The organism is Pseudomonas weihenstephanensis (assembly GCF_001043055.1).
In the GTDB taxonomy this organism is placed as follows: Bacteria; Pseudomonadota; Gammaproteobacteria; order Pseudomonadales; family Pseudomonadaceae; genus Aquipseudomonas; species Aquipseudomonas weihenstephanensis.
This window is the reverse complement of sequence record NZ_JYLF01000012.1, coordinates 99,147-120,001: the sequence shown is the minus strand read 5'-3', so window position 1 is coordinate 120,001 and position 20,855 is coordinate 99,147. Positions and strand designations below refer to the sequence as shown.

The window sequence follows — 20,855 nt, the reverse complement described above, 5'->3', positions numbered from 1 at the left end:
AACCGGCCCCGCCATTGCGCGGGGCATTTGTTGCAATGGAGGAAGTGATGAGTCTGGAAACCTGGCTGCTGTTCAGCAGCGCGGCATTGGTGGTAATCCTGATTCCAGGGCCGCTGTCGTTATTGATGATCAGCAACAGTTTGAACTACGGCCTGCGCCGTTCGTACCCGGCCTTTCTGGGCGGTGTGATTGCCTCGATCTGTTTACTCAGTGCCTCGGCGCTGGGGCTGGGCGCCTTGCTGCTGGCCTCGGAGCAATTGTTCAGCGTCCTCAAAATTGTCGGCGCGCTGTACCTGTTTTACCTCGCCTGGCAGAGCTGGAAGCAATCGCGGCTGCCGGCCCAAGCTGCCCAGGTGCCTGAAGCTGCCCCAAAACCGCGCTTCAGCGCCCTGTTTGGGCGCGCCTTTGTTTTGGGCGCCAGCAACCCGAAAGACATTCTGTTTTTTGCGGCATTCTTGCCCCAGTTCCTCAACCCCGACCAACCCTTCCTCAGCCAGTTACTGGTGATGATCGCCACCTGGACGGTACTCGACTTGTGCTGCAAGTTGGCTTACGGGCTGGGTGCCCACGGCGCTGCGGGTTACTTGCGCAGCGGCAAGGGCCAAAGCTGGTTTAACCGGGTCAGTGCCGGCTTGTTCGGCGCGGCGGGTACAGCGTCGTTGTTGAGCCGTTAGGCCCGATCAGCGCGTTTGTGTGTCGCGCACTGTTGAATGTTTGACGACGGCCACGCCGCCGGATCAAAGCCCCGCTCCTGCGCGACTCCAGCCTGTAAAGCTAGTCGCGCAGGAGCGCATCGACGCTGCGATGACCGGGTTGCTTTTCAACAGGCGAAAAAAAGCCCGCAGTGTGAGCGGGCAAAAACCACATGCGCAGGGTGAAAACTAGCTGCCGCGATACGTGGAGTAGCTGTACGGCGAAATCAACAGGGGGACGTGGTAATGCGCTTGTTCGGCATTGATACCGAACCGCAGCACCACGACATCCAAAAAGGCCGGCTCTGGCAGCTGTACACCGCGGGCGCGGTAGTAATCGCCAGCGCTGAACTGCACTTGATACACCCCGGAGCGGTAGTCGTCACCTTCCAGCAATGGCGCGTCGCAACGGCCGTCGCTGTTGGTCAGCGCGGTGGCGACCAGTTCCAGCTGTGAACCCTCAACCCGATACAACTCGACTTTGATCGAGCTGCCTGGGCAACCGTGTGCGGCATCCAAAACGTGCGTGGTTAAACGTCCCATTGATTTTGCGTGCCTGGCGAATGAGCGTTCACTCAGGCCTCGCGCCTCCCGGAGTCAGTGAATAAAAAGGAGCCAGCGCACTCTATCGATGCACGATTGAGCAGCGGCGAAGCCACGATTAAGACATTTATCAAAAAAATTGTACACAATTAAAATCACAACTTAATGCAGACCCCGAATCACGCGGCTTCACAGCTAATCCCTGTCAACGACGCAGCTCTCGACGACTTCATATTCACGACCTGACCGATCAGGCAGGTTTCTTGCTTGTACACATGCAGCACAAATCATGGTAAAAATGCCAAAAATCAGGCTTACAAAGTGTTTGCAAAGTTGTATACAATCAGGCCATCGCAGTGAAGCCAGGTCTGGCCTAACGACTGTCAACACGAATAATAAGGAAGACTGTAGTGAGCGCTGATTATCCACGCGACCTGATTGGTTACGGTCCTAACCCTCCCCACCCGCACTGGCCGGATAACGCGCGCATTGCCCTGTCGTTTGTACTCAATTACGAAGAAGGCGGCGAGCGCAACATCCTGCACGGTGACAAAGAGTCCGAAGCCTTCCTCTCGGAAATGGTTTCAGCGCAGCCACTGCAAGGCGAGCGCAACATGAGCATGGAATCCCTCTACGAATACGGCAGCCGCGCTGGCGTGTGGCGGATTCTCAAGCTGTTCAAAGAATTTGATATTCCCCTGACCATTTTCGCCGTGGCTATGGCTGCCCAGCGCCACCCCGACGCCATCCGCGCCATGGTCGCAGCTGGCCATGAGATTTGCAGCCACGGCTATCGCTGGATCGACTACCAGTACATGGATGAGGCGCAAGAGCGCGAACACATGCTCGAAGCGATCCGCATCCTCACCGAAATCAGCGGCGAGCGCCCCTTGGGCTGGTACACCGGCCGCACCGGCCCCAACACCCGCCGCCTGGTGATGGAAGAAGGCGGTTTCCTGTACGACTGCGACACCTATGACGACGACCTGCCGTACTGGGAACCCAATAACCCGACTGGCAAGCCGCATCTGGTGATCCCGTACACGCTGGACACCAACGACATGCGCTTCACTCAGGTGCAGGGTTTCAACACCGGCGAGCAGTTTTTCCAGTACCTCAAGGATGCCTTCGACGTGCTCTACGCCGAAGGTGCGCAGGCGCCAAAAATGCTTTCCATTGGCCTGCACTGCCGCCTGATTGGCCGCCCTGCCCGCCTGGCCGCCCTCAAGCGTTTCATTGAATACGCCAAAGGTCACGATCACGTCTGGTTCGCCCGCCGCGTTGACATCGCCCGCCACTGGCACGCCACACACCCTTTCGCCGCAGAGAACTCGAAATGAGCGCATTCAAGACCCTCACGCCTTCAACCCTGAGCCGCGAAGCGTTCGTGCAAGCCTTTGCCGATATCTATGAACACTCACCCTGGGTTGCCGAAAAGGCCTACGACCTGGGCCTGGATGCCAGCGTCGATCAGATCGAAAGCCTGCACCAGCGCATGAGTGACATTTTGTTGAGCGCCGATCACGCCAGCCAACTGGCACTGATCAACGCTCACCCGGACCTGGCCGGCAAAGCTGCCGTTCAGGGCCAACTGACCGAAGCCAGCACCCATGAACAGGCTGGCGCCGGTATTCACCAATGCACGGCCGAAGAGTTTCAGCGCTTCACCGAGCTGAACGACGCCTACAAAGCCAAGTTCAAGTTTCCCTTCATCATGGCGGTAAAAGGCAGCGACCGGCACCAGATCCTCGCCGCGTTCGAAACCCGCATCCATAACCCGGCAGACACCGAGTTCAAGTGCGCGTTGGCAGAAATCAACAAAATAGCCCTGTTCCGATTACTCCAGCTCTAAGCCGACCCGGCATGTGCCGGTCAGGCATCTCCAGCCACTTATTCAAAGGCAGACCAGAAGAATGAAAGCTTACGCCGTACCGTTCGAGAAGTTCGTCAACTTGGCCGACGCCCGTTTGGGCACCAAAATCATCAGCGTCACCGATGATTGGTTCGCCGACGCCAACCGTCTGTTCCAGCCGACCCCGGCCGTATGGAAGGAGGGCGTTTTCGATGACAACGGCAAGTGGATGGACGGCTGGGAGTCCCGCCGCAAGCGCTTCGAAGGCTATGACAGCGCGGTGATCCGCCTGGGCGTACCCGGCTCGATCAAAGGCGTGGACATCGACACTTCATTCTTCACCGGCAACTTCCCGCCGTCTGCCTCGCTTGAAGCCTGCTTCCTGGCCTCGGGCGAACCGAACGAAAACACCCAGTGGGTTGAAGTGCTGTCGGCTGTCGAGTTGCAAGGCAACAGCCACCACTACCACGAGATCAACAACGATCAGGCGTTCAGCCACCTGCGTTTCAACATCTACCCGGACGGCGGCGTTGCCCGCCTGCGCGTCTACGGCGTGCCGTTCCGCGACTGGTCGGCGGTGGGCGACAACGAGCAGGTTGATCTGGCTGCGGCCCTCAACGGCGGCCGCGCGCTGGCCTGCTCCGATGAGCACTTCGGACGCATGAGCAACATCCTCAACCCCGGCCGCGGTATCAACATGGGCGATGGCTGGGAAACCGCCCGTCGTCGTACACCGGGCAATGACTGGGTCATCGTCGCGCTGGGGCATCCGGGCGAGATCGAAAAAATCATCGTCGACACCCTGCACTTCAAAGGTAACTACCCGGACAGCTGCTCGATTCAGGGCGCTTACGTCAAGGGCGGCACCGACAGCCAGATCGAAACCCAATCGCTGTTCTGGCGTGAACTGTTGCCGAGCCAGAAGATGGAAATGCACGCTGAACACACGTACAGCGAGCAACTGAAAAACCTCGGCCCGATCACTCACATCCGCCTCAACCTGTTCCCGGACGGTGGTGTCAGCCGCATCCGTGTACTGGGCAAAGTCGCTAAATAAGGTAGAGCCAGCAGTCGCTGCCGCAGGCGGCGACTGCACCCACAAAACACCACAGCAATCCGAATAAGAAGACCCACCATGCGCACATTAACGATTGAACCCTTGAGCAAAGAAGCTTTCGCCGCTTTCGGTGACGTGATTGAAACCGATGGCAGCGACCACTTCATGATCAACAACGGTTCGACCATGCGCTTTCATCGTCTGGCCGAAGTTGAAACAGCTGCCCCGGACGACAAAGCGATCATCAGCATTTTCCGCGCCGATGCGCAGGACATGCCGTTTACCGTACGCATGCTGGAGCGCCATCCGCTGGGCAGCCAAGCCTTTATCCCGCTGCTCGGCAATCCCTTTCTGATCGTGGTCGCGCCCGTTGGCGATGCACCTGTATCAGGTTTGGTCCGCGCTTTTGTCAGCAATGGCAGGCAGGGCATTAATTACCATCGCGGCGTTTGGCACCACCCGGTGCTGACGATCGAAAAGCGGGATGACTTCCTGGTGGTTGATCGCAGTGGCACAGGCAATAACTGCGATGAGCATTTCTTTAAAGAGGATGAGCTGTTGATCCTCGCCCCCCACCAATAAGAGAAGGCCCAAACGCTCAAAAAAGAGCGACGGGCAGAGGTAAAGACTGTGGAAGCACATTTAATGGAATGGCTGAATCTGAGCGTGCGCTGGATTCATATGATCACCGGTGTGGCCTGGATCGGCGCGTCGTTTTATTTCGTCTGGCTGGAAAACAACCTCAACCGTGCCAACCCCAAAGACGGTCTGGCCGGCGACTTGTGGGCCATTCACGGCGGCGGCATCTACCACCTCGAAAAATACAAACTGGCCCCACCGACCATGCCGGAAAACCTGCACTGGTTTAAATGGGAAGCCTATTTCACCTGGATGTCCGGCATTGCCCTGCTGTGCCTGGTGTTCTATTTCAATCCGGCGCTGTACCTGATTGCACCCGGCAGTACCCTCAGTGGCCCTGAAGCGGTCGCCATCGGTATCGGGTCGTTGATTGCCGGCTGGTTTGTCTATGACTTTCTGTGCGACTCCGCCCTGGGCAAACGCCCGGCGTTGCTCGGCTTGGTCCTGTTTGTACTGCTGGTTGCGGCAGCGTTTGGCCTGAGCAAAGTGTTCAGCGGGCGCGGCGCCTACCTGCACGTCGGCGCCATCATCGGCACCATCATGGTGGGTAACGTGTTCCGCACCATCATGCCGGCGCAGCGCGCGCTGGTGGCGGCCATCAAGGAGGGCCGCACGCCCGATCCGGCACTGCCGGCCAAAGGCTTGCTGCGTTCGCGTCACAACAACTATTTCACCCTGCCGGTGCTGTTCATCATGATCAGCAACCACTTCCCGAGTACCTATGGCAGCCAGTACAACTGGTTGATCCTGGCCGGGATCGCCGTGTTGGCCGTGTTGGTGCGTCACTACTTCAACACCCGCCACAACAGCCATAAATATGCCTGGACCTTACCGGTCGCAGCCTTGGGCATGATTTGCCTGGCGTACGTCACCGGCCCGACCCCGACACCAGCAGCCCCGCAAGCGGCCAAGGTGATCAAGTATCAGCCAATCCCGGAAACCGCCGTCAGCGGCGTCAAGCCAGATGCCCATCCCGCTCCGGTCACGGCGCCCGCCGCCGCTGAAAAACCGGTGGCCACAGTTGATTTCGAACAAGTGCATGCCGTGATCCAGGAACGCTGCACCGTGTGTCACTCCTCAAAACCCACCAGCCCGCTGTTCAGCGCAGCACCGGCTGGCGTGATGTTTGACACGGCACAACAAATCCAGCTGATGGCGCCACGCATTCAGGCGCAGGCCGTCGCCAGTCAAATCATGCCGTTGGGCAACATTACGCAAATGACCCAACAAGAGCGTGAACTCATCGGTTCCTGGATCAACACAGGAGCTCAAACTAACTGATACACACTGTTTGTGGCCGCTACCGAAGGCTGCGATCACCCCTCGCCGGGGTGCCCGGTTCGATACGTCTTGCAGTCTGTCGAACCTGTCGCAGTCTTCGGTAGCGGCTACAAAACCACACCACTAGCTCACAACAATAAAAATGACCGAGGTGTTGCATGTCCGATTTAACTGAAGCGCGCATACCCGCCGTGACCGCCCCACCGCCTATTCAGCGGTTGCCGATGTTGCAATTGATTCTGGTGGGTTTGCAGCACGTGTTGCTCATGTACGGGGGCGCCGTGGCCGTGCCGCTGATCATCGGACAAGCCGCTGGCCTGAGTCGTGAGGAAATTGCTTTTCTGATCAACGCCGACTTGTTGGTGGCGGGGATCGCAACCATCGTGCAGTCGCTGGGCATTGGCCCTATGGGCATCCGTATGCCGGTGATGATGGGCGCCAGTTTTGCTGCGGTGGGCAGCATGGTAGCGATGGCCGGTATGCCGGGTATCGGCATGACCGGCATTTTCGGTGCCACCATTGCAGCCGGCTTCTTCGGGATGATCATTGCGCCCTTCATGTCCAAAGTGGTGCGCTTCTTCCCGCCGCTGGTGACCGGCACGGTCATCACCTCAATTGGTTTGTCGCTGTTTCCGGTCGCCGTGAACTGGGCGGGCGGTGGCAGCAGCGCTGCACAATTCGGCTCGCCGGTGTTTCTGTGCATTGCGGCATTGGTGCTGGGCACCATCTTGCTGATCAACCGCTTCATGCGCGGCTTCTGGGTCAATATTTCAGTGTTGATCGGTATGGCGCTGGGCTATGTGCTGTCGGGTGCGATGGGCATGGTTGACCTCAACGGCATGGGTAACGCGCCGTGGTTCCAGGTGGTCACACCCTTGCATTTCGGCATGCCTGAGTTCCATCTGGCGCCGATCTTGTCGATGTGCCTGGTGGTGGTGATCATTTTTGTCGAGTCCACCGGGATGTTTCTGGCGCTGGGCAAAATCACCGGTCAGGAAGTCACCCCGCGCATGCTGCGTCGCGGCTTGCTGTGTGACGCAGGTGCCTCCTTTCTGGCCGGGTTCTTCAACACCTTCACCCATTCCTCCTTCGCCCAAAACATCGGCCTGGTGCAGATGACCGGCGTGCGCTGCCGTTCGGTGACGATCATGGCGGGGGTGTTTTTGATCACCCTGAGCTTGCTGCCCAAAGCCGCCTTTTTGGTGGCTTCGATTCCGCCAGCGGTACTGGGCGGCGCAGCCATTGCCATGTTCGGCATGGTGGCGGCGACCGGCATCAAAATCCTGCAAGAAGCCGATATCGCCGACCGCCGCAATCAGTTACTGGTCGCGGTCAGTATCGGCATGGGCCTGATTCCTGTGGTGCGCCCCGAGTTCTTCGCCCACTTGCCGATGTGGATGGGCCCCATCACCCACAGCGGTATCGCGATGGCTGCCGTCAGTGCGGTGTGCCTCAACCTGCTGTTCAACGTATTGGGCGGCGCCGAGCGTGCAGCCTTGAGTGGCCATGTGCATCAGCACTGATCACACGCCTTCACCCACTGGGGGCTGATTAAAGCTGTCACCTCACCCCAACCCTCTCCCTGTGCAAAGGGTTGGGGTTGGGGTGAGGGCTTTTGCTTTAAAACAATAATAAAAAAGGAGTTACCCATGAAGTGCACACACTGGGGCGCTACGCTCGCGGGTGGGTTTTTGGCTGCCGGTCAGGTCATGGCCGGGGATCTGTTTTTATGGCAAACCAACAGCCTGACCTACCTCTACGGCAAGAACTTTGCGATCAACCCCTCGATCCAGCAAACCGTGACCTTTGAGCACGCCGACAAATGGAAGTACGGCGATAACTTCCTGTTCGTGGACCGGATCTTCTACAACGGCAAACCCGATCGCAACAAAGGCCCTCACACCTATTACGGCGAGTTCAGCCCGCGCTTGTCGTTCGGTAAAATCCTGGACCGCAAACTGGAGTTCGGCCCGATCAAAGACGTGTTGCTGGCCATGACCTATGAGTACGGCGAAGGTGACAGTGAGGCGTATCTGATCGGCCCCGGTTTTGATCTGGCCGTGCCCGGGTTCAATTACTTCACCCTCAACTTCTACCGCCGTCACACCGAAGGCCCACGCCCCGGCACAGGTGTCTGGCAGATCACACCGTCGTTTTCCTACACTCTCCCCATGGGGCGCTCCAATGTGCTGATCGACGGCTACATGGACTGGGTGGTCGACAACGATCAAAACTCACGCGGCACCTATCACGCCAACCTGCACTTCAACCCCCAGGTTAAATATGACTTGGGCAAAGCGTTGAATGTGGGTGAAAAACAACTGTATGTCGGCTTCGAATACAGCTATTGGAAAAACAAATACGGCATCGAAAACAGCAGCCGCCTGGACACCCACCAGAACACGGCCAGCGCCTTGGTTAAATTCCACTTCTAGCACCCTTTGCGTGCACGCTCCGTCATGGCCTGCCCGGTGGCGATGACGGAGCACTTGAGCCGAACAGTCAGAGACAGTATTCTGCGCGGCCGCTCACACTTGAGCGGTGTTTCAAAGCTGACTTACAAGCCAACTTAATACATTCAGATCAAGTAGTTACACGCCAAATGACTCAACTGTCCGATACAGCTGAGCGCATCCCCTTGGCCAATTGCCAAGTGTGGCCCAACACGTGCTCAGGGTATTAAAGTTGACCGAAGAGCCAACTTTTAAACACGGAACCAAAGTGCCAACACAGAGCGCTACGTTCCATTCACCGCGTCACACTTTACTTTTTGGAGCAACCGAATGAAGCGCACACTGACCAGCCTGATGCTCGCGGGGAGCGTGCTGGGCGGGGCACCGGCCGTCGCCGGCGACCTGATGCAATGGCAAACCAACAGCCTGACTTACTTGTGGGGCAAGAACTTCCAGGTGAATCCATCGATTCAACAAACCCTGACCTTCGAACACGCAGACAGCTGGAAGTACGGCGATAACTTCTTCTTCCTCGACCGTATTTTTTACAACGGTAAAGAAGACGGTAACGTCGGCCCGAACACCTATTACGGCGAGTTCACACCGCGCTTGTCACTGGGCAAAATCTTCGGCCAGAAGTTTGAATTTGGCCCGATTAAAGACGTGCTGTTGGCCATGACCTACGAGTTTGGTGAAGGCGATACCGAGGCTTACCTGATTGGCCCAGGTTTTGACCTTGATGTGCCGGGCTTCGACTTCGTGCAACTGAACTTCTACCAGCGCTTCCCGGAAGGCAACCGCGCCGGCAAAGGCGTGTGGCAGATCACACCGGTATGGTCTTACACCCTGCCCGTGGGCAACTCTGACGTGCTGATCGACGGCTACATGGACTGGGTGGTCGACAACGACCAGAACGCCCGTGGCACCTACCACGCCAACCTGCACTTCAACCCGCAGGTCAAATATGACTTGGGCAAAGCGTTGAACTGGGGCGCCAAACAGCTGTACGTCGGTCTCGAATACGACTACTGGAAAAACAAATACGGCATCGAAGACAGCGGTTCCTTCAAAACCAATCAGGACACCGCGAGCCTGCTGGTCAAATACCACTTCTGATGCACCGGCCTCAGCCTGTTTGCCCCGGCTGAGGCACTCGCAGCACCCCGCGCAGCATCAAGTCCAGACTGTCCAGCGCCGCCGTCAGGCGCTGTGGCGGTTGTTGATCGGCCGCGATCCAGAACGAGGCATCCATCAAGCCGCCTTGAATCAAACGCGCCAACGCCTCGGGATTGGTGCGCTGAATCACCTGGGCCTCAATCAAGTCGCGCAACATCGCCGCCAGCGACGCACTGCAATCAGACTGGCTGCTTTGCAGGTACTCCGAACCCAAGACAGAGGGAGCATCGCGCAACATAATGCGCTGCACTTCAACCTCCAGGGCCATCTGCAAAAATACCCGGCAACGTCCCCTGAACCCTTCCCACGGGCTGCTCGCCTGCTCGAATTCCTGCGCCAGCTGGGCGTCCAGTTCAGCGTCAATCTGTTGCACCACGGCCTGCAATAAGCCCTTCTTGTCGCCAAAGTGGTGATACAGCGCGCCACGGGTCAAACCCACCGAGGCGGTCAGCTCATCCATCGAGGTCTGCGCATAGCCCACCGATCCAAACGCCTGACGCGCCGCGTCGAGCAGCTTGGCACGGGTTTCTTCTATCATTTGTGAACGCGCTTTGGGCGCCATGTCCGCCTCCTTTATTTTTGGATACGCGGCGTATGTTAATTGACATACGGCGCGTATGCGTATATTTCTGCATACGCCGCGTATGTCAGGTTTCAAAAAGGCCCCATCGCGGCCCACTTATCGTTGCGGAGCTTGTATGGCAAACCCTTATCGCGAGATTTTCAGCGCCCCCGGCAGCATGGCTTTTTGCGCCGCGGGCCTGATCGCACGCATGCCGATTTCCATGACCGGGATCGGCATCATCACCCTGCTGGCACAGTTACGCGGGTCGTATTGGCTGGCGGGCGCCGTCGCCGCGACCTTCGCGCTGGCGATGGCGCTCATCGCACCCCAAATTTCACGCTGGGTGGACCGCTACGGGCAAGGCCGCGTATTGCCTGGCGTCACCGCCATCGGGGTCAGCGCACTGCTGGCCTTGTTGCTGTGCAGTTATCTGGGCACACCCGACTGGACACTCTTCGTATTTGCCGCATTGGCCGGGTTCATACCCAGCATGCCCGCCATGGTGCGCGCACGCTGGAGCGAGCTGTACCGCGGCTCGCCCAAGTTGCACACCGCGTTTTCGCTCGAATCGGTGCTCGATGAAGTGAGCTTCATTATCGGCCCGCCCATTTCCGTGGGCCTGAGCGTGGCCGTGTTCCCACAGGCTGGCCCACTGGTTGCCGCCGGGCTGCTGGCCATTGGCGTGACCGCGTTTGTGCTGCAACGCCAGACCGAGCCACCGATTCACCCGCGCAGCACCGAACACGGCGGGACCGTGCTACGCCAAGGTGCAGTGGTTATTTTGCTGCTGGTATTGCTGGGTATGGGCACCATCGTCGGCACCGTGGACGTGGTCAGCGTCGCCTTCGCCCAACAACAGGGTCAACCCGCGGCCGCCAGCATTGTGCTGTCGGTGTACGCCTTGGGTTCCTGCGTGGTGGGGCTGATTTTCGGCACGCTAAAACTGAACATGCCCTTGCCCAAGCAGTTTTTGATCGGCGCACTGGCCACCGCCATCACCGTGGTGCCGCTGATGTGGGTCAACAGCATCGCAACCCTGGCGGGCGCCATGTTTGTCGCCGGGCTGTTTTTCGCGCCGACGTTGATCACGGCGATGGGCCTGGTAGAAAACATCGTCCCGGCGGCCAAGCTGACCGAAGGGCTGACGTGGATGATTACTGGCCTGGGCATGGGCGTAGCACTGGGTGCTGTGCTCGGTGGCTGGGTGATTGACGCTTACGGCGCGCAGGCAGGTTTTGCCGTGTCGTTGGGCGCAGGCACAGGCGTGCTGTTATTCGCCGTGCTCGGCTATCGCCTGCTGCACAACAGCACCCTGCCCCGCACCGCCAGCTTCGCCTGACAGAGCCTGCCTGCCCGCGCCCGCGCGGGTAGTGGCCATATAATGGCAATGCGCTTTCTATGGCTATTATGTTTCGCGCCCGGCGGCCGATACAGACAGTGCAATATTTTTTCAGAAGACGCTCTGTCTCAAGCCTCGGGAGTACAAACGGATGTTCAACCGCCGATGGCGCCAACGCTGCGCCAACCTTGAAACGCAATTAAATGCGTTAGAGCAGGACAAACAGGCCCTTGAACAGGAGGTTCAAGCCCTGCGTGCACAGGTCATTCAAGACCGCGACCAGCAGCAAGTGCTGGAACACTACGAACGCTACCAACAAGACTTGCACAGCAAGCTGGAGCGTTTTGACGAATCGTTGCAAAAAACCCGCGATGGCGTGGTCGCACAGGCCGAAAGCCTGCAAGGTGAAGTGGTTCACTTGCGCGACAACAGCAATGTATTTGCGCAAACGTCAGCCCTGCTGGCCGGCTTCTCCAGTTCGCTGGGGCATATGGCCGGTCAAGGCGTCAGCAGTGTCGAAAGCGTCGGCGTGCTGCGCCAGCGCGTGGGCGAGATCAGTCGCATCGTCGAGCTGATCAAAGCCGTGTCCGACCAAACCAACCTGCTGGCCCTCAACGCCGCCATTGAAGCGGCCCGCGCGGGTGAACAGGGCCGCGGCTTTGCCGTGGTGGCCGATGAAGTGCGCGCGCTGGCACAACGTACCAATGGCGCAACCCAGGAAATCAGCCAACTGGTGTCGAGTATCAACCAGGAAACCGAAGCCGCCAGCACCGCCATTGGTGTGTTGTCGGATGAAGCCTCACGGCTGTCTGGCGATGTCTCGCGCTCGGCTGAAACCCTCGACGAGATGATGACCCTGGGCGAGCACATGAGTCAGTTGATCGAAGGCATTGCCCTGCGCTCATTCTGCGAGTCAGTGAAGCTCGATCACTTGCTGTTCAAGTTGATGGTCTATCAACGCTTGTTTAAACAGGACGAGAACCTGCAACTGTCGACCCACACCACCTGCCGCCTCGGCAAATGGTATTTGGCGCCAGAAACCCAGGCGCGTTATGCCGACAACCGCGACTTCCAGCAACTCAACGAGCCGCACCGGGTTGTGCACCAAACCGCGCACAACGCCCTGCAGGCAGCCCAGGAGAAAAACTGGAGCCAGGTGCTACTGCAAATCAACGACATGGAAAGCGCCAGCCTCACGGTCAGCGCCATGCTCGACAACCTGAGTCACTGACCGCTCAACCCTTGATGGCGCGCCACACTTTGCTGACCGCCATCACCCCCGCCAACACCACAGCGCCGGCAATGATGCCGGCCACGGCGTTGAGCAACGTCGGCACAATCACCGACAGCGGCCCCACAAAAGGCGCGCTGCTCTGAGCCAACGCCTCAACCCAGTGATGCAGCACCGGCACGCCGTGGACCAGAATCCCGCCACCGACCATAAACATCGCCGCCGTACCAATGACCGTCAGCGCCTTCATCATGTACGGCGCAGCATTCAACACGCCTTGGCCGAAACTGCGCTGAACCCGCGGCCAGGTGCCATCGCCGGTCTTTTGGGTCAGGTACAAACCGCCGTCATCCATCTTCACGATGCCCGCCACCACGCCATAAACCCCGACGGTCATGACGATGGCGATGCCGGACAGCACCACCACTTGTTGCATCAGCGGCGCATCCGCCACAGTGCCCAGGGTGATCGCAATGATCTCGGCCGACAGAATAAAGTCTGTGCGCACGGCGCCCTTGATTTTGTCTTTCTCAAAAGCCACCAGGTCGACTTCAGCATCCGCTGCGGCCGCCGACAGCGCGGCCCGATCGTGTTGATCGGCGTGCTTGCTGTGCAAAAACTTGTGCGCCAGCTTTTCAAAGCCTTCAAAACACAGATACGCGCCACCCACCATCAACAGCGGCGTCACCGCCCAAGGTACAAACGCGCTGATGGCCAACGCCGCGGGTACCAGGATCAGCTTGTTGCGAAACGAGCCCTTGGCCACCGCCCACACCACCGGCAGTTCGCGCTCGGCGCGCACCCCGCTGACCTGTTGCGCATTCAGCGCCAGGTCATCACCCAGCACCCCGGCAGTCTTTTTGGCGGCCATTTTTGTCATCAGCGCGACGTCATCAAGTACCGCGGCGATGTCGTCGAGCAACATCAGCAAACTGCTGCCTGCCATGGGGGTTGTCCCTTCCAGATTGAAAGACGCTAAGCATAGCGTGTGCCAGCCCTCAAGCGGCAATCTTGAGCCGCCCGCAAGCCCGGTGCTACCATGCCCGACCGCCCAAGCAGGCAAGGAAATACGGGTTTATGAGCAGCATCCGCGAACGTAATAAAGAGCTGATTTTGCGCGCCGCCAGCGAAGAATTCGCTGACAAGGGTTTCGCCGCCAGCAAAACCAGCGACATCGCGGCCAAGGCAGGCGTGCCCAAGCCCAATGTGTATTACTACTTCAAGTCCAAGGAGAACCTCTACCGCGAGGTGCTCGAAAGCATCATCGACCCGATTCTACGGGCCTCGACCCCATTCAATGCCGACGGCGAACCGAACGAAGTACTGAGCAACTACATCCGCTCAAAAATCCTGATTTCCCGCGACCTGCCGTTTGCGTCCAAGGTCTTTGCCAGCGAAATCATGCACGGCGCGCCGCACTTGAGTGAAAAACAGGTCGAGTTGCTCAACGCTCAGGCCAAGCACAACATTGAGTGCATTCAAATCTGGATCGACCGCGGGCAAATTGCCCCCATCGACCCGCACCACCTGATGTTCAGCATTTGGGCCGCGACCCAGACCTACGCAGACTTCGACTGGCAAATCTCGGCCATCACCGGCAAAGCCAAACTCGACGACCACGACTACGAAGCGGCGACCCAGACGATCATCCGGCTGGTACTCAAAGGCTGCACACCGGACTGAAGCTGAACACTGCTTGTAGTCGCTGGCGCAGGCGGCGAGTCTTTAAAACATCAAAGGCTCGCCGCCTGCGGCAGCGACGACAGCACAAGACTCAGACCACCACGCCTGCATCCGCCCGCAAACCTTGCGCTTCTATGGCGCTGATCGCGCACTGTTCATCGATGTCAGAGGTATCGCCGCTGATCCCCATCGCGCCAATCACCTGCCCATGCTCATCGCGTATCAACACCCCACCCGGCGCCGGCACCACCTCACTTTTGCCCATGCCATTGAGCGCTGCAAAAAACGCGGGGCGCTGCTGCGCATCCAGCGCCAGCAAGCGCGAACCCTTGCCCAGCGCAATCGCGCCCCATGCCTTGCCAATTGCTATGTGGGGCCGCAACAGACTGGCGCCATCTTCACGCTGTAACGCCACCAGATGCCCTCCGCCATCCAGCACCGCCACCGCCAACGGTGCGGCTGAGATCTGGCGCCCGGCTGCCAGCGCGTGAGTGGCCAGGTTTAACGCGAGTTTCAAGGTTAAAGCACTCATGGTTGCCGTCCTTATCTTGTTATTGGAAACCCTTTGGGTCGTCTTGATAGACGACCTGATACAACCAATAGAACACAATAAATATTAACTTTGTATACAATTTTACGCATGCGAATCGCCTGATAAAGTTGCAATCCCTCTATTTCACGCCTTCAAGGCCAAGCTCCACAGATTAACCAAAACCCATTGACCTGAACCACGGAGGATGAATACACTCGCCACACAGCCACTTGTATACAATTACAAAACGTAAGAGGCACAAAGCAATGAGCAAAATGAGAGCAATCGAAGCTGCCGTTCTGGTGATGCGTCGCGAAGGTGTCGATACCGCATTCGGTATCCCGGGCGCCGCCATCAACCCGCTGTACTCGGCCTTGCAAAAGGTCGGCGGCATCGATCATGTACTTGCTCGCCACGTGGAAGGCGCCTCGCACATGGCCGAGGGCTACACCCGTACCAAGGCCGGCAATATTGGCGTGTGCATCGGCACCTCCGGCCCCGCAGGCACCGACATGGTGACCGGTCTCTATAGCGCGTCCGCCGACTCCATCCCGATTTTGTGCATCACCGGCCAGGCGCCACGAGCGCGCATGCACAAGGAAGACTTCCAGGCCGTCGACATCACCAGCATCGTCAAACCCGTGACCAAATGGGCGACCACCGTGTTGGAGCCGGGCCAAGTGCCTTATGCCTTCCAGAAAGCCTTTTACGAAATGCGCTCCGGGCGCCCTGGCCCGGTACTGATCGACCTGCCGTTTGATGTGCAAATGGCTGAAATCGAATTTGACATCGACGCTTACGAGCCGCTGCCATTGGCTAAGCCGTCAGCCACCCGCGTGCAAGTCGAAAAAGCCCTGGCCATGCTCGACAAGGCCGAGCGCCCGTTGCTGGTCAGCGGCGGTGGCGTGATCAATGCCGACGCCAGCGAACTGTTGGTGGAATTTGCCGAACTGACCGGCATCCCGGTCATCCCGACCCTGATGGGCTGGGGCACGATTGCCGACGACCACCCTCTGATGGTGGGCATGGTCGGCCTGCAAACCTCGCACCGCTACGGCAACGCCACCCTGCTCAAATCGGACGTGGTGCTGGGCATCGGCAACCGCTGGGCCAACCGTCACACCGGCTCGGTCGAGGTGTACACCGAAGGTCGTCAATTCATTCACGTCGACATTGAGCCGACCCAAATCGGCCGTGTGTTCACCCCTGATCTGGGCATCGTTTCGGATGCAGGTTCAGCGCTCAAGGTCTTCCTTGAAGTGGCGCGCGAATGGAAAGCCGCGGGCAAACTGAAAAACCGCAGCGCCTGGCTGCAAGACTGCCAGCAGCGCAAAGCCACCCTGCATCGCAAAACCCACTTCGATAACGTGCCGGTCAAGCCGCAACGCGTGTACGAAGAGATGAACCAGGTATTCGGCAAAGACACCTGCTACGTCAGCACCATTGGTTTGTCGCAAATTGCCGGCGCGCAATTCCTGCACGTCTATAAACCACGCCACTGGATCAACTGCGGTCAGGCAGGCCCGTTGGGCTGGACCATTCCTGCTGCGCTGGGCGTGGTCAAAGCTGACCCAAATCGCAACGTGGTTGCCTTGTCCGGCGACTATGACTTCCAGTTCATGATCGAAGAACTGGCCGTCGGCGCACAGTTCAACCTGCCCTACATCCATGTGGTGGTGAACAACTCCTACCTGGGTCTGATCCGTCAGGCGCAGCGCGGTTTTGAAATGGACTACTGCGTGCAACTGTCTTTCGACAACCTCAACGCACCGGAACTCAATGGTTATGGCGTTGACCACGTCGCCGTGGCACAAGGTTTGGGCTGTAAAGCGCTGCGCGTCTTCGAGCCGAGCCAGATCCAGCCCGCACTGCGCCAGGCGCAAGCGCTGATCAAAGAGTTCCGCGTCCCGGTGGTGGTGGAGATTATTCTCGAACGCGTGACCAATATCTCGATGGGCACCGAAATCAACGCCGTGAATGAGTTTGAAGACCTGGCGCTGGTGGGCAACGATGCACCGACTGCCATTTCGATGCTCGACTAACTAATCGTCCTGCCCCTCTCCCACAGGGAGAGGGCTCAAAAGCTGGAGTTCGCCATGCCGCGTTTTGCCGCCAACCTGTCCATGCTGTTCACCGAACAGGATTTTCTTGTCCGTTTTCAAGCGGCTGCCAACGCTGGTTTCCACGGCGTTGAATACCTGTTTCCGTACGACTACAGCTCTGCCGATATCAAGGCGCAGCTCGATGCCAACAAACTGACCCAAGTGCTGTTCAATTTGCCAGCCGGTGATTGGGCCAAAGGGGAGCGCGGGATCGCCTGCCTGCCGGACCGTGTTGAAGAGTTCCGTGCCGGTGTCGACCTGGCCATCGCTTACGCGCAAGTGTTGGGCAACGACCAGATCAACTGCCTGGCGGGTATTCGCCCACAAGGCGTTGACGAGGCCGTGATCGAAAAAACTTTCGTCACCAACCTCAAATACGCCGCTGACAAACTGCAAGCGGTGGGCATCAAGCTGGTGATGGAAGCGATCAACACCCGCGACATTCCGGGCTTCTACCTGAACAACACGTCTCAGGCGCTGGCGATTCAGGACAAAGTGGGCAGCGCCAACCTGTTCCTGCAATACGACATCTACCACATGCAAGTCATGGAAGGTGATCTGGCGCGCACGATGCAAACGCACCTGCCACACATCAACCATATCCAGTTGGCCGACAACCCAGGGCGCCACGAACCGGGCACCGGCGAGATCAACTACCGCTTCTTGTTCGAACACCTGGACCGCATTGGCTATCAGGGCTGGGTCGGCTGCGAGTACAAACCGTTGACCAGCACGGAAGCCGGGCTGGATTGGCTCAAGACGCATAACGCGGTTTAAGCGATAGCGCGACTCTTCGTCGCTGCCAAAGCGGGCAGCCTTTAAAAGGTTGCTGCGCCGCCCTTCTCAACCTTGGGCAGCGACTACGGCTGTTCATCCAATAAAAACAAGAGGATTTGTCATGGCTAAAATCGGATTTATCGGCACCGGGATCATGGGCTCACCCATGGCCAGCAACCTGCAAAAGGCCGGGCACAGCCTGTTCCTATCCACTCACCACGGTGCCGCCCCTGCCGAACTGGTTGCCGCGGGCGCCGTCGCACTGGCCAACCCGAAAGAAGTCGCCCAGGAAGCCGAATTCATCATCGTGATGGTGCCCGACACCCCGCAGGTCGATGACGTGCTGTTCCGTGAAGACGGGATTGCTGCGGGCCTTAGCCCCAACAAAGTGGTGATCGACATGAGCTCGATCTCGCCAACCGCCACCAAAGCCTTCGCCGAAAAAATCAACGCAAAAGGCGCGCAGTACCTCGACGCACCTGTCTCTGGCGGCGAAGTCGGTGCCAAGGCCGGCACCCTGAGCATCATGGTCGGCGGTGACGAAAAAACCTTCCAGCGTGCCCTGCCTCTGCTGCAAAGCATGGGCAAGAACATCACGCTGGTCGGCGGTAATGGCGACGGTCAAACCGCCAAAGTCGCGAACCAGATCATCGTCGCCCTGAACATTCAGGCGGTGGCTGAAGCCTTGGTATTTGCTGCCAAGAACGGCGCCGATCCCGCCAAAGTGCGCGAGGCATTAATGGGCGGCTTTGCGTCATCCAAGATCCTTGAAGTGCACGGCGAGCGCATGATCAAAGGCACTTTCGATCCGGGCTTTCGCATCAGCCTGCATCAGAAGGACCTCAACCTGGCACTGGCCGGTGCGCGCGAGCTGGGCATCAATCTGCCCAACACCGCCAACGCCCAGCAAGTGTTCAGCACCTGCGCCGCCATCGGTGGCAGCAACTGGGATCACTCGGCGCTGATCAAGGGCCTGGAGCACATGGCCAACTTCTCGATCCGCGACAAATAATCGCTGTGCTTATAGCCGCTGCCCCGCCTCGGGCAACGGCTACACCTCTCACCCGCCTCTGAAGTGTGTCGCCACCATGCACGCCTCCCCCCTCAGCCAGCATTGCCCGGATTGGGCGACTGCTCTGTGCAACGGTTTCAGCCAGATTTTTTTGCAACGTCACCCCTTGTGTGGCGTGTTTTGCTTACTCGCGATTGTGGTCAGCGCACCCGCCCTGGTCGGCGGCGCCCTGCTCGGCGGTCTGAGCGGTCTGTTAACCGCCCAGCGGCGCGGCTACCCGAAAGCCCAGCGTCAGGCCGGGCTTTACAGCTACAACGGCGTATTACTGGGCTTGTTGCTGAGCCATCAACTGCCGTGGTCGCCCATGCTGCCGCTGCTGATCATCGCCAGTGCTGGCCTGAGTACCATGCTGATTCATCAGTGGCTCAAACGTGCCCACCGCGATCAAAGCCTGATGGCCTACACCGCGCCCTTTGTCGCGCTCGGCTGGCTCTTGCTCAGTCTCAATGCCGCACCCGCTGCCAGCCTGAGCGCCACGCCGCCGGTCACTGCACACACGCTGCTGCAAGGGCTGTTCAGCGGCCTGGGCCAAGTCATGTTGTTGCCGTCACCGATCGCCGGGCTGCTGATCGTGATGGGGCTGTGGCTCAGCCATTGGCGTGCCGCGCTGTGGGCGCTGGCAGGTTCACTGGCCGGCCTGGGTTTTAGTCTGCTTGAGCACGAACCGATGGCCGCGCTGAGTGGGTTGGGCGGTTACAACGCCGCACTCGCCGCACTGGCCCTGAGCCAGGGCACACGCCAACCCTGGCGGCCACTGGCGGGCATTGCACTGGCCCTGCTGCTGACACCCGGCTTCGCCGCCCTCGGCCTGCCTGCGCTGACGGCGCCCTTTATTCTCAGTTGTTGGCTGGTGCACGCCAGCATTCGCATCATTAGGCCTGCGGGGGCGCGATCCGGGTTGCGCATTGAACGCTAATCCACGAATCTTCTTACCTTTGAGATTCGAGCTACCCACATGGATAACAACGATTGGCGTCAGCGTTTGTACGTCATGGTCTTTCAGGCCGACACACCCGCCGGACGCCGTTTCGATACCACGCTGCTGCTGATCATTCTGTGCAGTCTGGTGGTGGTGATACTCGACAGCATCGACAGCATTCATCGCGACTACGCCAGCGTGCTGGCCTATATCGAATGGGGCTTCACCTTCGTATTTGCGGTTGAATACGGCTTGCGCCTGTATTGCTCGCCCAAACCCCTGCGCTACGCCTTCAGCTTTTACGGGCTGGTGGATTTGCTGGCCATTGTGCCCGGCATCCTGGCGATCTATTACAGCGACGCACAGTACCTGCTGATTATTCGTATCATCCGCATGCTACGAATCTTTCGCGTGCTCAAGCTTGCCCCTTACTTGAGTCAGGCCAATTACCTGCTCTCGGCGTTACGAGGCAGCAAGCAAAAAATCATCGTCTTTCTGGTCAGTGTTTCCACGCTCGTCACCGTGTTTGGCACCCTGATGTACGTGGTCGAAGGGCCCGAAAACGGCTTCACCAGCATTCCAATCAGTATCTATTGGGCTATCGTCACCCTCACCACTGTGGGCTTCGGTGACATCGTGCCCAAAACCCCGGTCGGGCAAATCATCTCGGCGCTGGTGATGATCACCGGTTACTCGATCATTGCCGTGCCCACCGGTATTTTCACCGCCGAACTGGCCAATGCCATGCGCGGTGAGCAACTCAAGCACAGCTGCCCCACCTGCAAGAAAGAACGCCACGAACCCACGGCCTCGTTTTGCTCGCGATGCGGTAACGCGTTATTCACCAAAAATGCATAAGCAAAGCTTTTTTTAATCTTTTAAGCACTAAGCGCCAGCAGCTATAGTTGCTGGCAAATTGCCCCATTTGCCCCCTATAACAAG

At 58.6% G+C, this 20,855-nt stretch carries 21 protein-coding genes and 1 pseudogene; 18 read left to right on the top strand and 4 right to left on the bottom strand.

Annotated features, from left to right (window positions below; all coding sequences use genetic code 11):
• Nucleotides 1–47: 47 nt before the first annotated feature.
• Complete coding sequence (locus TU86_RS21300) at nt 48–674, top strand: LysE family translocator (protein WP_048366304.1); 627 nt, start codon at nt 48–50, stop codon at nt 672–674.
• A gap of 207 nt (nt 675–881) precedes the next feature.
• Here TU86_RS21300 and uraH read toward each other — a convergent pair whose 3' ends face one another.
• Nucleotides 882–1,235, bottom strand: coding sequence for a hydroxyisourate hydrolase (uraH, locus tag TU86_RS21295; protein ID WP_048366303.1), 354 nt, complete (start codon nt 1,233–1,235; stop codon nt 882–884).
• A gap of 410 nt (nt 1,236–1,645) precedes the next feature.
• On the opposite strand from uraH, the gene puuE reads away from it, so the two are divergent.
• The 8 genes from puuE (at nt 1,646) to TU86_RS21255 (ending at nt 9,633) form a co-directional block, all read left to right on the top strand.
• The gene (puuE, locus tag TU86_RS21290) at nt 1,646–2,575 is read left to right on the top strand and encodes an allantoinase PuuE (protein ID WP_048366302.1); all 930 of its coding nucleotides are present in this window, start codon (nt 1,646–1,648) and stop codon (nt 2,573–2,575) included.
• The gene (uraD, locus tag TU86_RS21285; protein WP_048366301.1) at nt 2,572–3,087 is read left to right on the top strand and encodes a 2-oxo-4-hydroxy-4-carboxy-5-ureidoimidazoline decarboxylase; all 516 of its coding nucleotides are present in this window, start codon (nt 2,572–2,574) and stop codon (nt 3,085–3,087) included. The genes puuE and uraD overlap by 4 nt, the downstream gene beginning before the upstream one ends.
• Before the next feature lie 61 nt (nt 3,088–3,148).
• Nucleotides 3,149–4,144 carry an allantoicase gene (gene alc, locus TU86_RS21280; protein ID WP_048366300.1) on the top strand — a complete coding sequence of 332 codons (996 nt, stop codon included), beginning with the start codon at nt 3,149–3,151 and terminating at the stop codon, nt 4,142–4,144.
• 78 nt (nt 4,145–4,222) lie between these two features.
• Complete coding sequence (locus tag TU86_RS21275; protein ID WP_048366299.1) at nt 4,223–4,726, top strand: ureidoglycolate lyase; 504 nt, start codon at nt 4,223–4,225, stop codon at nt 4,724–4,726.
• 48 nt (nt 4,727–4,774) lie between these two features.
• Entirely contained in the window at nt 4,775–6,064 is a 1,290-nt protein-coding gene (locus tag TU86_RS21270) for a urate hydroxylase PuuD (protein ID WP_048366298.1), read from the top strand.
• A gap of 158 nt (nt 6,065–6,222) precedes the next feature.
• Nucleotides 6,223–7,587 (top strand): nucleobase:cation symporter-2 family protein, encoded by a 1,365-nt coding sequence (locus TU86_RS21265; protein ID WP_048366297.1) that lies wholly within the window; start codon nt 6,223–6,225, stop codon nt 7,585–7,587.
• A 126-nt stretch (nt 7,588–7,713) separates the two neighbouring features.
• Nucleotides 7,714–8,499 (top strand): outer membrane protein OmpK, encoded by a 786-nt coding sequence (locus tag TU86_RS21260; RefSeq protein ID WP_048366296.1) that lies wholly within the window; start codon nt 7,714–7,716, stop codon nt 8,497–8,499.
• A gap of 348 nt (nt 8,500–8,847) precedes the next feature.
• Complete coding sequence (locus TU86_RS21255) at nt 8,848–9,633, top strand: outer membrane protein OmpK (protein ID WP_048366295.1); 786 nt, start codon at nt 8,848–8,850, stop codon at nt 9,631–9,633.
• A 10-nt stretch (nt 9,634–9,643) separates the two neighbouring features.
• On the opposite strand, the gene TU86_RS21250 is transcribed toward TU86_RS21255, so the two are convergent.
• The gene (locus tag TU86_RS21250) at nt 9,644–10,255 is read right to left on the bottom strand and encodes a TetR/AcrR family transcriptional regulator (protein ID WP_048366294.1); all 612 of its coding nucleotides are present in this window, start codon (nt 10,253–10,255) and stop codon (nt 9,644–9,646) included.
• 136 nt (nt 10,256–10,391) lie between these two features.
• On the opposite strand from TU86_RS21250, the gene TU86_RS21245 reads away from it, so the two are divergent.
• The 3 genes and pseudogenes from TU86_RS21245 to TU86_RS23790 all read left to right on the top strand — a co-directional run bounded on the left by TU86_RS21245 (nt 10,392) and on the right by TU86_RS23790 (nt 12,828).
• Nucleotides 10,392–11,597 (top strand): MFS transporter, encoded by a 1,206-nt coding sequence (locus TU86_RS21245; RefSeq protein ID WP_048366293.1) that lies wholly within the window; start codon nt 10,392–10,394, stop codon nt 11,595–11,597.
• Between the two features lie 559 nt (nt 11,598–12,156).
• Nucleotides 12,157–12,435 (top strand): annotated as a pseudogene (locus TU86_RS23795) (methyl-accepting chemotaxis protein); the annotation flags it as partial.
• Nucleotides 12,436–12,444: 9 nt separating this feature from the next.
• A complete protein-coding gene (locus TU86_RS23790; protein ID WP_420865101.1) occupies nt 12,445–12,828 on the top strand; it encodes a CZB domain-containing protein in 384 nt (127 codons plus the stop codon).
• 4 nt (nt 12,829–12,832) lie between these two features.
• Here TU86_RS23790 and TU86_RS21235 read toward each other — a convergent pair whose 3' ends face one another.
• Entirely contained in the window at nt 12,833–13,774 is a 942-nt protein-coding gene (locus tag TU86_RS21235) for a DUF808 domain-containing protein (RefSeq protein WP_048366292.1), read from the bottom strand.
• Between the two features lie 131 nt (nt 13,775–13,905).
• On the opposite strand from TU86_RS21235, the gene TU86_RS21230 reads away from it, so the two are divergent.
• A complete protein-coding gene (locus TU86_RS21230) occupies nt 13,906–14,511 on the top strand; it encodes a TetR/AcrR family transcriptional regulator (RefSeq protein ID WP_048366291.1) in 606 nt (201 codons plus the stop codon).
• A 91-nt stretch (nt 14,512–14,602) separates the two neighbouring features.
• On the opposite strand, the gene TU86_RS21225 is transcribed toward TU86_RS21230, so the two are convergent.
• Nucleotides 14,603–15,043, bottom strand: coding sequence for a GlcG/HbpS family heme-binding protein (locus tag TU86_RS21225; protein ID WP_048366290.1), 441 nt, complete (start codon nt 15,041–15,043; stop codon nt 14,603–14,605).
• Between the two features lie 266 nt (nt 15,044–15,309).
• On the opposite strand from TU86_RS21225, the gene gcl reads away from it, so the two are divergent.
• The 5 genes from gcl (at nt 15,310) to TU86_RS21200 (ending at nt 20,771) form a co-directional block, all read left to right on the top strand.
• Nucleotides 15,310–17,085, top strand: a complete 1,776-nt coding sequence (gcl, locus tag TU86_RS21220) for a glyoxylate carboligase (protein WP_048366289.1) — start codon at nt 15,310–15,312, stop codon at nt 17,083–17,085.
• Nucleotides 17,086–17,139: 54 nt separating this feature from the next.
• A complete protein-coding gene (gene hyi / locus TU86_RS21215) occupies nt 17,140–17,922 on the top strand; it encodes a hydroxypyruvate isomerase (protein WP_048366288.1) in 783 nt (260 codons plus the stop codon).
• Nucleotides 17,923–18,043: 121 nt separating this feature from the next.
• The gene (locus tag TU86_RS21210) at nt 18,044–18,934 is read left to right on the top strand and encodes a 2-hydroxy-3-oxopropionate reductase (RefSeq protein ID WP_048366287.1); all 891 of its coding nucleotides are present in this window, start codon (nt 18,044–18,046) and stop codon (nt 18,932–18,934) included.
• Between the two features lie 76 nt (nt 18,935–19,010).
• Entirely contained in the window at nt 19,011–19,910 is a 900-nt protein-coding gene (locus TU86_RS21205) for an urea transporter (RefSeq protein WP_048366286.1), read from the top strand.
• Between the two features lie 39 nt (nt 19,911–19,949).
• Nucleotides 19,950–20,771 carry an ion transporter gene (locus TU86_RS21200; RefSeq protein ID WP_048366285.1) on the top strand — a complete coding sequence of 274 codons (822 nt, stop codon included), beginning with the start codon at nt 19,950–19,952 and terminating at the stop codon, nt 20,769–20,771.
• Nucleotides 20,772–20,855: the final 84 nt, after the last annotated feature.